This window comes from Herminiimonas sp. KBW02 (assembly GCF_003852535.1).
Classification (GTDB): Bacteria; Pseudomonadota; Gammaproteobacteria; order Burkholderiales; family Burkholderiaceae_D; genus Oxalicibacterium.
On record NZ_QAJP01000004.1, the window covers coordinates 88,609 to 101,956 of the forward strand.

General features: G+C 56.1%; 13 protein-coding genes. 10 read left to right on the forward strand and 3 right to left on the reverse strand.

Annotated features, from left to right (window positions below; translation table 11 throughout):
• Nucleotides 1–14 precede the first annotated feature (14 nt).
• From DBR37_RS04860 to DBR37_RS04870, 3 genes are read right to left on the reverse strand one after another with little or no spacing between them, the layout of a single operon-like run.
• Nucleotides 15–1,223, reverse strand: coding sequence for an amidase (locus DBR37_RS04860; RefSeq protein WP_233588274.1), 1,209 nt, complete (start codon nucleotides 1,221–1,223; stop codon nucleotides 15–17).
• The gene (hpxZ, locus tag DBR37_RS04865) at nucleotides 1,220–1,603 is read right to left on the reverse strand and encodes an oxalurate catabolism protein HpxZ (protein ID WP_124573368.1); all 384 of its coding nucleotides are present in this window, start codon (nucleotides 1,601–1,603) and stop codon (nucleotides 1,220–1,222) included. Before hpxZ ends, DBR37_RS04860 begins: the two co-directional genes overlap by 4 nt.
• The gene (locus tag DBR37_RS04870) at nucleotides 1,600–2,865 is read right to left on the reverse strand and encodes an amidohydrolase/deacetylase family metallohydrolase (RefSeq protein ID WP_124573369.1); all 1,266 of its coding nucleotides are present in this window, start codon (nucleotides 2,863–2,865) and stop codon (nucleotides 1,600–1,602) included. Before DBR37_RS04870 ends, hpxZ begins: the two co-directional genes overlap by 4 nt.
• A 180-nt stretch (nucleotides 2,866–3,045) precedes the next feature.
• Here DBR37_RS04870 and DBR37_RS04875 point away from each other — a divergent pair, with 180 nt between their 5' ends.
• From DBR37_RS04875 to DBR37_RS04920, 10 genes are all read left to right on the forward strand, one after another.
• Entirely contained in the window at nucleotides 3,046–3,561 is a 516-nt protein-coding gene (locus DBR37_RS04875) for a MarR family winged helix-turn-helix transcriptional regulator (RefSeq protein ID WP_124573370.1), read from the forward strand.
• A gap of 681 nt (nucleotides 3,562–4,242) precedes the next feature.
• Nucleotides 4,243–6,642 carry a xanthine dehydrogenase family protein molybdopterin-binding subunit gene (locus DBR37_RS04880; RefSeq protein ID WP_233588275.1) on the forward strand — a complete coding sequence of 800 codons (2,400 nt, stop codon included), beginning with the start codon at nucleotides 4,243–4,245 and terminating at the stop codon, nucleotides 6,640–6,642.
• Nucleotides 6,639–7,457 (forward strand): xanthine dehydrogenase family protein subunit M, encoded by an 819-nt coding sequence (locus DBR37_RS04885; protein ID WP_124573371.1) that lies wholly within the window; start codon nucleotides 6,639–6,641, stop codon nucleotides 7,455–7,457. Before DBR37_RS04880 ends, DBR37_RS04885 begins: the two co-directional genes overlap by 4 nt.
• Entirely contained in the window at nucleotides 7,454–7,990 is a 537-nt protein-coding gene (locus DBR37_RS04890) for a (2Fe-2S)-binding protein (protein ID WP_199739042.1), read from the forward strand. Before DBR37_RS04885 ends, DBR37_RS04890 begins: the two co-directional genes overlap by 4 nt.
• The gene (locus tag DBR37_RS04895; RefSeq protein ID WP_124573372.1) at nucleotides 7,980–8,591 is read left to right on the forward strand and encodes an SRPBCC family protein; all 612 of its coding nucleotides are present in this window, start codon (nucleotides 7,980–7,982) and stop codon (nucleotides 8,589–8,591) included. The genes DBR37_RS04890 and DBR37_RS04895 overlap by 11 nt, the downstream gene beginning before the upstream one ends.
• A gap of 70 nt (nucleotides 8,592–8,661) precedes the next feature.
• On the forward strand, nucleotides 8,662–9,819 hold the full coding sequence (locus tag DBR37_RS04900; protein ID WP_124573373.1) for an ABC transporter substrate-binding protein: 1,158 nt from the start codon (nucleotides 8,662–8,664) through the stop codon (nucleotides 9,817–9,819).
• A gap of 127 nt (nucleotides 9,820–9,946) precedes the next feature.
• Nucleotides 9,947–10,819, forward strand: a complete 873-nt coding sequence (locus DBR37_RS04905; RefSeq protein ID WP_124573374.1) for a branched-chain amino acid ABC transporter permease — start codon at nucleotides 9,947–9,949, stop codon at nucleotides 10,817–10,819.
• Between the two features lie 14 nt (nucleotides 10,820–10,833).
• Nucleotides 10,834–11,862 carry a branched-chain amino acid ABC transporter permease gene (locus tag DBR37_RS04910; RefSeq protein ID WP_233588276.1) on the forward strand — a complete coding sequence of 343 codons (1,029 nt, stop codon included), beginning with the start codon at nucleotides 10,834–10,836 and terminating at the stop codon, nucleotides 11,860–11,862.
• The gene (locus DBR37_RS04915; protein WP_124573376.1) at nucleotides 11,859–12,653 is read left to right on the forward strand and encodes an ABC transporter ATP-binding protein; all 795 of its coding nucleotides are present in this window, start codon (nucleotides 11,859–11,861) and stop codon (nucleotides 12,651–12,653) included. The genes DBR37_RS04910 and DBR37_RS04915 overlap by 4 nt, the downstream gene beginning before the upstream one ends.
• Nucleotides 12,640–13,344 carry an ABC transporter ATP-binding protein gene (locus tag DBR37_RS04920; RefSeq protein ID WP_199739043.1) on the forward strand — a complete coding sequence of 235 codons (705 nt, stop codon included), beginning with the start codon at nucleotides 12,640–12,642 and terminating at the stop codon, nucleotides 13,342–13,344. The genes DBR37_RS04915 and DBR37_RS04920 overlap by 14 nt, the downstream gene beginning before the upstream one ends.
• Nucleotides 13,345–13,348: the final 4 nt, after the last annotated feature.

The following is a 13,348-nucleotide window of genomic DNA, read 5'->3' on the forward strand; positions in this document are numbered from 1 at the left end:
TTCTCCGTGAGGGTTCAATACGCAATACGAGCCTGCAACTGGTGCGCTGCATGCAGCACGATCTCATCGCAACCGCGGCCACCGATGATGGACAATCCAACCGGTGCGCCGTTGACCTGTATCCACGGCATGCTGAGTTGCGGTAAGCCTGCCAGTCCTGCGATGCAGAGCAATTGTTGCGAGCGCATACGGATGTCATCGACTGCCGCAGCGTCAGCGGCGAGTAGCGGTGCTGGTGTCGGTACGGTCGGGATCACGATGACCTTATGTTGATCATCCAGGATGTGGTTCAGTGCGCGGATGGCGGCTACCCTGACTTCCTGCGCGCTGCGGACCTGACCTGCAGTGACGCCAGAGGCGATATCGAAGCGACGACGGATATCCTCGCCCAGTTCTTCTGCATGGCGCGATACCCAGACGCCGTGTTCCATCCATGCTTCTGATGCCTGCAGGATACGGAAGGCGCCAGCCCAGTTGCTTAATTCCAGCGCGCTCGTTACCGGAACAAAATCTACTTGCTGGCTTTTCAGGTCATTGAAAGCCTGCAGGACGGCCGGATCGAGCAGATTATTGATGACAGCATCGTTGAGTGCGACGAAGACTGGTTCTGTGTCGGTGGTTTCTGCATGTGCCAGTGCACAGAAAGTTTGCTCCAGATGTTGCAGGTTACGGGCAAACCAGCCGACTGTATCAAAGCTATGCGCCAGCACCAGGCAACCATGTCCTGACAAGCGGCCATGCGTAGGTCGCATGCCCCACACACCGCAGTAGCTGGCCGGTAGCCGCACCGAGCCGCCGCAATCCGTGCCCAGCGCAACATCGGCCAGGCCTGCTGCGACTGCTGCGACCGAACCGGATGATGAACCTCCGGGCAGGCGATCCGGGCTGGCCGGGTTACGTGGTACGCCGTAATGCACATTGATACCAGCGAGGCTGTAGGTGAGTTCGTCTGTCAGTGTTTTACCGACGAAGGTGGCACCGCCGGACAAGAGGCGTTCGACTGCGGTTGCATGTTTGTTCGCAACCTCATGATCGGAAAACCAGACCGGGTTACCAGCGCCAGTGCGCGTACCGGCGATGTCGAATACATCCTTGACTGCAAAGCGTATGCCTTCCAGATTGTTGTTGACTGGTCGGTGCGCCTGTAAGGAATAACCATATGCCTCAGTCAGGAAAGCACCGCCGGTATCTGGTTGTAACTGACTCATGAGCGGGATGTTCATTTGACGTCCATCCAGCTCACGTGGGCAGCGACGACATGCCAGCCATCCGGGAATTTCACCCAGGTCTGGGTTTGTCGGCCTATGCGCGTATCGCCGTTTTTACTAAAGGTGATGTTGGCGACCGCACAGTCGGTGCCGAAGGTGGTGACGTGTCGGCTGGTGACCGTTCGCGCCAGGTTGGCAGCCGGGCGCTGTGAACGGAAATCACGGATGGCGTCGTAGCCGACCAGATTTTCCGTGGCGCCATAGCGCAGCGTGGCGTCGTTGTTCCAGAATAGTTCGTCCAGTTTGACCACATCGTTACCGACCAGAGCTTGTTCGTAAGCATCGAACGCCAGCTCGACTTCTTGCAGGGTAGGGGCGTGATTGATATCCATCATGCCGCCTTTGCAACGGGAAGTATCGTCGCGTTGGAGTCGAAACGTTCGCCGGCACGGTAGCAGCACACAGGGAACAGCATGCGATCGGTGATGACTTGTGTGCCTTCGTTATCGTGCAGTGCCCAGCGGCCGCGCTGGTCTTCCATCACGCTGACGTCTGCCACGCCACCGATTTTGAGGGTGCCGATTTCATCTTCCATGCCTGCCAGTTTGGCGGCATTGCTGGTGACCATGGCGACGACATGATTGAGTGGAAGACCGACCGCCAGCATGCTGCTCATTGCGGAGACCAGGCTGAAGCGCTCATTGCCCTTGAAGATGTGCACGCTTTCATCCGGGTGCCAGTTGGGTGTGCCAGCCGGCGGCGGCACGATGGTGTTGTAACCGTGCATATCTGCACCCAGGGTATCCGGGATGACGCCTGCATCGAGTACGATGCGCGCGGTTTTGAAGCTGAAGTGCGAGCCGTGGCCGACGTCTATCTTCAGGCCGCGAGCGATCGCTTCTTTCACCATAGGATGGATGGAACCGTTGACTTCCACGAAGCCACCCGGATGACGGCTGAACGGATGGGCGAGGATGTCGCCTGGTTTCAGCATGTCTACAACCTGATTGAAGATGCTGTCCGGGTTGACTGGCGAGCCACCGTCTTCCGGTTTCGGCCAGAGCTGACCGAAGTGTATATATACAGGCAGCGCAGCTTCGCGTCCGATCTGCGACGCGATGCGCATGACATCAACGCCCCAGCGTGCAAAGCCGCCGACTTCTGCATGTGCTTTCAGGCCGCGTACGATGTCGCCGTTCTTTTTGGCGGCGGTAACGGTCGCTTCCACGTCGAGGCAATCCGGGCGATATAGCTCAGGATAAAAATGTCCCTCCAGGCCGCCTACCAGATAGGCAGACATATAAGACAGCACGCGCGTCTTCGATGGTTCGATTACATATTGGCGGAAGCCGGGCAGGGTAATGCAGCTGGCGCCACCCTGGTCGACGATGGTGGTAACGCCTGAATACACGCCGCACATATCGGCGTTGAGGCCGAAGCGACCGGTTACGCCCTGGTATACATGGCCATGCGTATCAATCAGGCCGGGAGTGACCAGTTTGTCGCGGCAATCCACTACTGTCGTTTTACTGTCCGGAGGCGTGATATCGCGTTCTACAGCGGCAATGACATCATCTTTGATCAATATATCGAATACACCATCGCGGTTGGCCTTTGGATCAATGACGTGGCCGCCCTTGAGAAGAATATGATTCATGGCAACTCCTTTAAGTTAAAATAATATGTGGTGCACCGCATATTCTATGCCAACTTTAAATAAATGTGGTGCACCACATTTGCAATCTATTTTTATTGTCGTTTTTGTTGTGGATTCACATATACTTCTGGTTTGTGGCATACCGGATTCCATCCTGTTCCCTTATATACCCGACCATTCATGAATAAGATTGAAGAAGCAGCTTTTCCCTCTCTGCTGAGCGATATGGAGTCAGTGCAGGCACGTTCCCTGTTGTTTACCCGTCCCGGGTTTTTGATACGCCGTCTGCATCAGATTCATAGTGCCTTGTTCACGGAAGAGACGCTGGAGCACAACATCACGCCTGTGCAATACAGCTTGTTGACTGCACTGGAAGAGTACGGCGAGCTGGATCAAAACTCATTGGCGCACCATATTGGGTTGGAGCGCACCAGCGTGGCCGAAGTCTTGCCGCGGCTGGAGCAGCGTGAGCTGATCGTGCGCAGCCAGTCGGAACACGACAAGCGCGTGAAGTACGTCAAGCTGTCTCGTAAGGGGCGTGCGCTGGTCAAGAAGATGCGTCCTGCCGTGCAGCGCGCGCATGACCGCACTATAGAAAACCTGTCGCCGGAAGAGCGCAAGCTGTTCGTACTCCTGATGGTGCGGCTGGTTGATTCAGAGGCCACTGATCGTGTGCCCTTGCTCAAAGCCCGTTAATACTTTTCCGTTTTTTAATTGCGCTGCATTGCACTGCAGCGTGCAATATCTCATTTGCTTTGAGATGATGATCCACGTCTGTGGTCGTCAAGACTGATCGCAGTGTGATCATGTTGTTGTACTGAAGTTGTCGTTCGCTGGAAGTTTGAAGAGATACAAAGTAGTGCGCAGATGAAGATGTTGTTGCACCTTTTTGAGACAAAATCTTTCCAATTTGATGCAAAGCGCGTGATTTTCATGTACAACAGCAAATATCGGTATTTATTCAAGAACCTTACTTGATTAAAGTCCAATAAATGTGCTGTACCACACAAATTGAAATTTAATATTATTTATTAAAATCAATTACTTGACTAACGTTTCGCCTGACATGTCTGCGTAGTTGGCATGGTCGTTGCTAAAGGTATTCGGTAAGTTTGAAGGTTGTGGACCTGGCTTGAAAAAGCGCATTTAAGTTGATGTTTGGTATTCAGTATCGCGACAGTTGCATAGTGCCCGGTTGATTGCAGGGACTCTGAAATAAAATCGTAGTACAGCGCATAGGAGGTGAAAAATAATTCATGCTCGTAACGCAAAAATGAATCACACATAACAACATAAATGTGGTATGCCACATAATTATTGGAGATGCTCGAAGCATGGAATTTTATTTCAGCTTCCGGCAACGTTCAGGAGATATCGATGAATGATCTGGTTATGCCCGATCTGCTCATGCAAGCCGGTACCGATCAAGGAATTGGTCGCGAAGTACTGCGCAAGGAAGACAAGCGGCTCTTATTAGGCCAGGGTAAATATGTCGGCGATATGCGCATGCCGGATATGCTCGAAGTGGCATTTGTCCGTTCACCCGTGGCGCATGCCCGTCTCGGCCAAATCGAGAAGCCGTCAGGCATGGAGCATCTGGTCTACACGATGGCGGACATGACTGGTGTGCGTCCCATCGTCGCGGCATCCTCATTGCCCGGTTTCAAACTCTCAGCACAGTATCCACTCGCACAAGATAAGGTGCGCCACGTCGGTGAACTGGTCGCGGCTTGCATCGCACCGGACCGTGCGCGTGCAGAAGATATCGCGGCGAGTGTGTTCGTCGATTACCAGGAACTGCCAGTCATGGCAGATATGTACGGCACGCTGCAAAGCGACACCCGTGTACATGATGACTGGAGCGAAAACGTCTTTGCCGAAACCAATATAGACAAACGCGTCAGCGCGACAGATGAAGAAGTGCACACAGTCAGCCGCAAACTGCGCATGGCGCGCCAATGCATGGCACCGATGGAAGGTCGCGCCGTGCTGTGCTTCTGGGATACCCGTGTCGACCAGCTGATCATGTACACCGCGGCACAAGTGCCGCATATTAATCGCACCGGCCTGGCTGAATGTCTGGGTCTGGATGAAGGACAGATACGCGTCATCTCGCCGGATGTCGGCGGCGGCTTTGGTTACAAGGGTATCTTGCTACCGGAAGAAATCTGCTGCGCATGGCTGGCGATGCAATTGAAGCGTCCTATTCGCTGGCTGGAAGACCGACGTGAGCAACTGACGGCGAATGCCAACTGCCGTGAACATGGCTATGACCTCACCGTCGATGTGACCAATGAAGGTCGCCTGGCTGGCATACGTTGTGATGCGGTCGTTGATTCCGGAGCCTATTCATCGTATCCATTCAGCGCCTGCCTCGAAGCTGCGCAGATCGGCTCCATCCTGCCGGGTCCGTATGTGATGGACAGTTTCGTGTGTCGCACACGTTCCGCCGCTACCAATAAACCTCCTATCCTGCCGTATCGCGGTGTCGCACGTACCGGTGTCTGCTTTGCGCTGGAAGTCATGCTGGATATCGCCGCACGTGAACTGGGCATAGAGCCGCATGTCTTGCGTGCCAGGAGCCTGGTGCCGGCATCGGCCATGCCTTACGCCAATATCACCAACAAACTGTTCGACTCCGGTGACTACACGACATGTATGAATAAGGCTGTCGAAGCGATTGACTGGGACGGTTGCCGCGCACGTCAGAAAGCACGACACGCTGCGAATGGTAGCGACCCGGCGCAGAAGCGCCTCGGTCTCGGCATGGCAGTCTTCTGTGAACAGGGTGCGCATGGCACTTCCGTTTATCACGGTTGGGGCATCCCTATGGTGCCGGGCTACGAACAATGTACCGCGCGCTTTACACCGGATGGCGTACTTGAATTGCGCATCGGTGTGCACTCGCACGGGCAGGGGCTGGAAACCTCGATGGCGCAGGTGGCGCATACGGTACTCGGTATCGATATCGCCAAGGTACGCGTGATCCACGGCGACACCGGCATGACACCTTACTCTACCGGGACCTGGGGTTCGCGTTGCGCGGTCATGGCGGGTGGCGCAGTCGGTACCGCCTGCGAACAACTGGCCGAACGCGTCAAGGTGATGGCAGGTGTCTTGCTCGATACCGATGCCAGCCTGATTACCCTGAAAGACGGCACGGTCGGTGTGCAGGACAGCGTCAAGCGTTTGTCCTTGTCAGAGATTGCACACACCTGGTATCGCGCCCCACAAAAACTACCGGTCGGTTCGGTCGATCCGGGTGGCCTGGAAGTGGTGGCCGGTTACAAGATGATGCCGGATGCCGGTACCTTCAGCTATGCCTGCCATACCTGCCTGGTGGAAGTTGATACCGCTACCGGTCATGTCGCGATACTCGATTACGTTATCTGCGAAGACGGCGGCGTGCTGCTGAATCCGATGATCGTCGAAGGCCAGATCTATGGCGGACTGGCGCAGGGCATAGGTACAGCACTGTATGAAGAGATGCCTTTCGATAGCGAAGGTCAGCCGCTGGCCTCGACGCTGCAGGATTATCTGTTGCCGGGTGCTGGTGAAATGCCGCCGCTCAAGATGTTGCATATGGAAACCCCGAGTCCGAACAGCAAGTACGGACAAAAAGGCATAGGCGAAGGCGGTGCGATTGCACCACCGGCTGCCATCATCAACGGCATCAACGATGCGCTGTATGACATCGGTGCAGAACTTTTGCAGTGCCCGGCCAATCCGCGTCGCGTGCTGGAAGCCATCGCTGCAGCGAAAGGGGAACACGCATGAAGCCTTCCGCTTATAGCCTGATCAAGGCCGACGACCTCGCACAAGCATCCGCGCAACTCGCCGAAAACGGTTGGGGCAGTAAGCCAGTTGCCGGTTGCCAGTCATTGGGTGCGATGTTGAATCTGCGCCTGGCACAACCAGAAAGCTTGCTGGATCTCGACGCTTTTGAATCCCTGCGTGCAGTTACCGATACCGGCGCGGCAATTCGCTTTGGCGCGATGACCACCCATGCCGCGATAGAAGACAAGCGCGTGCCGGATCCCAGTCAGGGCCTGATGCCTTATGTGGCACGCGGCATTGCCTACCGTGCGGTACGCAATCGCGGCACGCTCGGCGGCAGCCTGTGCCACGCCGACCCAGCGGCTGACTGGATCAGCGCCATGCCTTTGCTGGGCGCGACGCTGCATGTAATCGGACCATCCGGTCAGCGCGATATCGCGGCACGCGATTTCATGACCTCCGCTTATGAAACACAACTGGTCGACGGTGAAATCCTGGTCGCCGTCAGTGTTCCTAAGCGTACTAACACTATGCAGTGGTCATATCGCAAGTTATGCCGCAAGACGGGCGAACTGTCGCATGCGATGACCTCAGGCATACGCGACAGCAGCGACGGTACTGAGCGCATCGTGATCGGTGCATTGGACGGTGCACCGTGCGTGGTCGAAAGACCGGGCCTGATGACTGAATTGCTGCAAGGCGCAGTACGTGAGCAGATCGTGCGGCAGGCTGCGCCCGAGCTGGAACTTGATCGTCGCCACACCTTGATGGAGATGTTGAGGCTGGTGGCATTGGATATGGGGAAAACACGATGAGCGCATTACCAATCGCATTTCCAGCGGTGGAAACCACCGAAGTGGAGCTGACTGTCAACGACCGTTGCTACCAGCTGACCCTGCAACCGCGCACACATCTGGCAGATGCCCTGCGTGACCACTGCGGTCTGACTGCCACGCATGTCGGTTGCGAGCAGGGCGTATGCGGTGCCTGCACCATAGAAGTGGACGGCGCACCACAACGTAGCTGCCTGCAATCGGCGAAACGCTTTGAAGGCAGGCAGATACGTACGCTGGAAGCCTTCGATGACGACCCTTTGATGGCGCAGCTGCGTGCGGCATTTTCTGCCGAGCACGCATTGCAGTGCGGTTATTGCACGCCCGGCATGCTGATGACAGCGCGCGACATCGTATTGCGTTTGCCTGACGCCGACGAGGTCAGGGTATGCGAAGAATTGGCGGGCAATCTGTGCCGCTGCACCGGTTACTTCGGCATCGTGCGCGCAATCCTGCGTGTGCTGCGCGAACGCGACTCAACAGTTTCATCTCAGGAGATTACTCATGCAGCTTGAACAATCCTTTCATATTGCAGCCCCGACCGACGCCGTCTGGAAAGCCTTCCACGATATCGAATTGCTGGTCGATTGCCTGCCAGGTGCTTCTATTAATAAAGAGGCGACAGCGACCGAAGAAGGATCGATACCCTTGTTGTTCAAGGTCAAGCTCGGCCCCATCGCGGCCAGCTTTGCCGGACAGGGACGCCTGAACCTGGATGAAGCCTCGAATACCGGCGCCATTATTGGCACCGCCGTCGATGCGCGCAGCAATAGCCGCGTCAAAGGTGAAGCCAGCTTTACCGTTACTGCAGCCGGCGATGGCACTGATGTGCAGGTCAAGGTCGATCACAGCATCACCGGCTCACTCGCGCAGTTCAGTCGTGAAGGCATCGTCCGCGCACTGGCTGAACAGTTGACCAAACAATTCGCGGAAAACCTGCAGGCACGCCTGCCGCAACCCGTCAGCGCCGGCGCCGTGCATGGCAGCGGTATCGCCGATATGGCTACGCCGGCTCCGGCCAAACCGCGTGCAGCACAACGAGATACGTCTTCTATAGACCTCTGGACCCTACTTAAAGCGTGGCTGGCTGGTTTGTTTTCCAGCCGTCGCAATTAATCGCATAGCACCCACACTCTGAACTGATCAATCAGATATTTACTCACTTCGGACACTAAGGATATTTAATATGAACTGGCAAATTTCAAAATCACTGGCAGCCTGTCTGGGCTTCGCCATGTTTACCGCTACCTCTGCTTATGCGCAGGAAACCATCAAGATCGGCGTCAGCGAACCACTGACCGGACCGGTCGCCGCTTCCGGCACCTATGTCACGAACGGTGCACGCATCGCTGCCGATTACGTCAATCAGAACGGCGGCGTATTGGGCAAGAAGCTGCAACTCGTCATCGAAGACAACAAGTCCAATCCACGCGAAGCAGTCAACTCGGTTGAGAAGCTGATTTTGAAAGACAAGGTTCCGGTCCTGATGGGCGCCTGGAGCTCCACCTTCACACTCGCGGTCATGCCTAAACTGGTCGAATACGGCGTACCGATGGTGGTAGAAACCGCGTCGTCCAGCAAGATCACAACCGCAGGTAATCCATGGATCTTCCGCACCAGCCCGACTTCGGCGATGGAAGCCAAGGCGTTTGCCAAACTGATCGACAGCTATAGCCCGGCCATCAAAAAGGTCGATTTCCTCGCGGTCAACAATGACTGGGGTCTCGGTGCTGCGGTTGAGTTTAAAAAAATGCTGGAAGCCAAAGGCATCGCTATCGGTCGTACCGAAACCATGACGCCTGACATGACCGATTTGTCGGCACAACTTGCGGCATTAAAAGGCAGCGGTTCCGATACCGTCATCGTGACTTCGGGTATCGAGCAACTGACACTGGCGATCCGCCAGGCCGGCGAGCAACGTTTGCCACAACGCATCATCACCACCGGTGGTTCCTTTCCTGAGCCTTTGCTGAAGACTCCGGGACCTAAAGGTTATGTCAGTCAGCATCTCTTGTTCTTTGCACCGTGGTCGCCTGAGCGTGCAAAACATCCTGCGGTTGCCAAAGCCTTTATGGACGGCTGGAAAGCACGTGGCCTGGAATTCGCGGGTCAGACTGAAGGCTTTCGTGGTTTCGACGCGATCCTGACGATCGCTGAAGCAATCCGTATTTCCGGCAAGGCTGAACCTGCAGCGATCCGTGATGCGCTGTGGAAGGTACAAGTGCAGGGCGCGAATGGCGATATCGCCTTCGGCAAGGAAGGTCCCGCAGGCAAGGAAAGCGGCCAGGCGGCACCGAATGTCTATGTGGTCGAACTGAAGGACGGCCAGGTATCGGTTAAATGACACGCGTGTACAACGCCGTCGAATAAGACCTAGCGTCCGGGCTGAATGTAGCGGCCCGCATATTTTCCACCTATACGCGGGGTGTGCGTGACAGCTTGCTGGGCGCGCACCCTGCCGAAGGATACCTATGGACCAATTATTACAGCATACGTTAAACGCGCTTGTGCTTGGCTCGACGTACGCCTTGCTCGGGATCGGCCTGACCCTGATCTTCGGGATCATGCGGGTGGTGAACTTTGCGCATGGCGAGCTCTATGCACTCGGTGCGTATGTCGCTTATGGCGTGGTCGCCATGTTCGGCATGAATTTCTTTGCTTCCTTGCTGGTCGCCGCCGTTGTCGGCTTCCTGTTCGGTACTGCCATCGAATACTTCCTGCTGCGTCGTCGTGACCTGAAGGCAATCGATGAAGTCATGCTGATCATGATAGGCGTGATGATCATCATGCAGAACGCGGAGTTGCTGATGTGGGGTGGTGTCGCCAAGTCGGTGCCGTCGCCGTTCAGCCAGGAGCCGATAGTCTGGGGTGCGATTTCAGTATCACCTATCCGCCTGTTCGTACTGGTGACAGCTGTCGCCTTGCTGGTGATCTTCTATCTGTTGATCGAACGTTCGCGTCTGGGCCTGGCGATGCGCGCCACCTTCCAGGATAAGGATGCAGCCAAGATCGTCGGTGTGAATGTATCGCATATTTACACGCTGACTTTCGCACTGGGTTCCTGCCTGGCTTCGGTAGCGGGTGCCTTGCTGGCACCGGTGTTCGTGGTGACGCCGACCATGGGTGATCTGGCCAGCCTGAAGGCATTTGCCATCGTGATTCTGGGCGGGCTGGGCAATCTGCCGGGCGCAGCGCTGGGCGGTTTCATCCTCGCCATCGTGGAAGAGTTTGGCGCCGGGTATATCTCCACTGCTTATCGCGATGCACTGGGCTTCCTCGTCATTCTTGCGGTCATGATTTTCCGTCCACAAGGTTTGTTCACCATCAGGGAAAGGGTGGGTTGATCATGAAAAAGAAAATGACTTTTTTCATTTCCGTACTGGCGCTGGCCTTGCTGCCACTGGCGTGGCCGGATCCGTACATATTATCGGTGGTGGCTTCAGTCGGCATTTTCATCATTGCCGCGATCAGTCTGAATCTGCTGCTGGGTTACACCGGGCAACTGAGTCTCGGTCATGTCGCTTTCTTCGGACTGGGTGCTTATACCACCTCGCTGTTGTCGCTGGGCTTTGACGTCACCTTATGGGGAATGACAGAGCCGCTGGTGGTGACGCCGCAGCCGGTATGGCTGGCTTTCGTTTGCGGCATCGCGTTCGCAGCAATCGCCGGCTGGTTGCTCGGCAAGCTGGCGTTCCGGGTACGCGGCGCTTACTTTGTGATTGTCACCATCAGCTTTGCTCAGGTGATGCGTATGGTGGCCCTTAACTGGGTAGATCTGACCGAGGGGCCGATGGCCTTGAACAATATCCCGGCATTGACGATGTGGGTGCCGGGTGAAGGCGTGATTGATCTCACTACCAAGTTATCGACCTACTGGCTGGTGCTGGCGGTGGCAGTATGCGCGTATCTGCTGGTGGCTGCACTGGTACATAGTCGTATCGGTCGTGCCATGATCGCCCTGCGTGAAAACGAAGTACTGGCGCGCTCGGTCGGGATCCGGGTCACGCACTACCTGGGCATTGCCACCATTTTTGCTGCAGGTATCGCGGGTGCGGCAGGCGGACTGTATGCACATACGGTACGGATTATTGATCCGGACGTCTTCATGTTTATGTTCACCATCATGATGGTCATCATGGTCATTGTCGGTGGCAAAGGTACGCTGGCCGGGCCGGTGGTTGGCGGCTTGTTGTTTGGTTTGTTGCCGGAAGTGCTGCGTGGCGTCGTGTCGCCGGAAATCCAGTGGATGATTTACGGCGTGTTGATGATCGCAGTCCTGGTCTTCATGCCTAAAGGTGTGGTGCCGTCAGCCGGTAATCTGCTGCGTCGCTATTCTTCCCAGCCCCTGCAAGAGCAAACCCCTGTCGTGCGGAGGAAAGCAGCATGAGCCCAAACAATCAGATACCTGCACTCGAGCTGGAAGGCGTGACCATGCGCATCGCCGGATTGACGGCGGTGGACAATGCCAGCTTTGCTGTTCCGGCTGGCAAGATCGTCAGCCTGATCGGCCCGAACGGGGCTGGCAAGACGACTACGTACAACGTGATCTCCGGTTATATGAAACCGACTGCGGGGCGCGTTAAATTATTTGGCCATGACATTACCGGCATGGCACCTGAGCAAATCTCCGCGCTTGGGCTGGTGCGCAGTTTTCAGCGTACCAGCATTTTTTCAGCGTGTACTGTGGCGGAGAACATACTCACTGCGCTGCATCTGAAGGGCGAGTGTGGTGTGCTGCAATCGTTGTTGCGCACGCATAAATTCCGCAAGGAAGAAGCGGATTTGCAAGCGCAGGCGCATGAACTGATCGCCTTCCTCGGCCTGAGTGCCAGGGCAAATACGCTGGCTTCCAATTTGTCCTACGGTGAGCAGCGTTTGCTGGGTGTCGGCCTCGCGCTGGCAGCCAAGCCGAAAGTGCTGTTGCTGGATGAACCGGCAGCGGGGCTGAATCCGTCGGAAACCGAAGCCTTTAAGGAAATGGTCAGGCGCATCGGGCAGGGTGGCGTCACCGTGCTGCTGGTCGAGCATGACATGCATATGGTGATGTCGATCTCGGATCACATTGTGGTACTGAACTACGGTCGCCTGATCGCGACCGGCTCGCCATCTGAAATTCAGAATGACCCTGAAGTCATTCGCGCCTATCTTGGATCGGGGATTGAACATGCTGAAAATTGAAGAAATCACCGTGCGCTATGGTGCCACTACCGGCATCAACAAAATCTCGCTGGAAGTGAACGAAGGCGAGATCGTTACCTTGATCGGCGCCAATGGTGCCGGCAAGTCGACCACGCTGCGTGCCATCAACGGGCTGGAGCCGCTGGCGCATGGCAGCATACGCATGGATGGGCATCTGGTCTCCGGGGCTTCTCCGGCCGAAGTGATCGATCACGGCATCTCGCATTGTCCAGAAGGACGGCGCGTATTCCCGCAACTGACTGTGCGCGAAAACATGGAAATGGGTGCCTACAGACGCAAGGACAAGCCGCAGGTGCGCGACGATATGGAGCGCATGTTCGACAAATTCCCGCGTTTGCGTGAGCGGGTACAGCAGGTTGCCGGCACCCTGTCCGGCGGCGAGCAGCAGATGCTCGCCATTGCGCGTGCCTTGATGTCGCGGCCGCGGCTGGTGATGTTCGACGAACCATCGCTCGGCCTTGCGCCGAATATCGTCGAGCAGATCTTCAGCCTGATCCAGGAAATCAATAAGGAAGGCACAACGGTGCTCATCGTCGAACAGAACGCATACGCTGCGCTTGCCATGTGTGATCGTGCTTATTTGCTGGAGAACGGTCACATCGTGACGCAAGGGACGTCGGCAGAAATGCGATCCAATCCGGAAATTCGTCGCGCTTACCTGGGCGGTTAAGGAG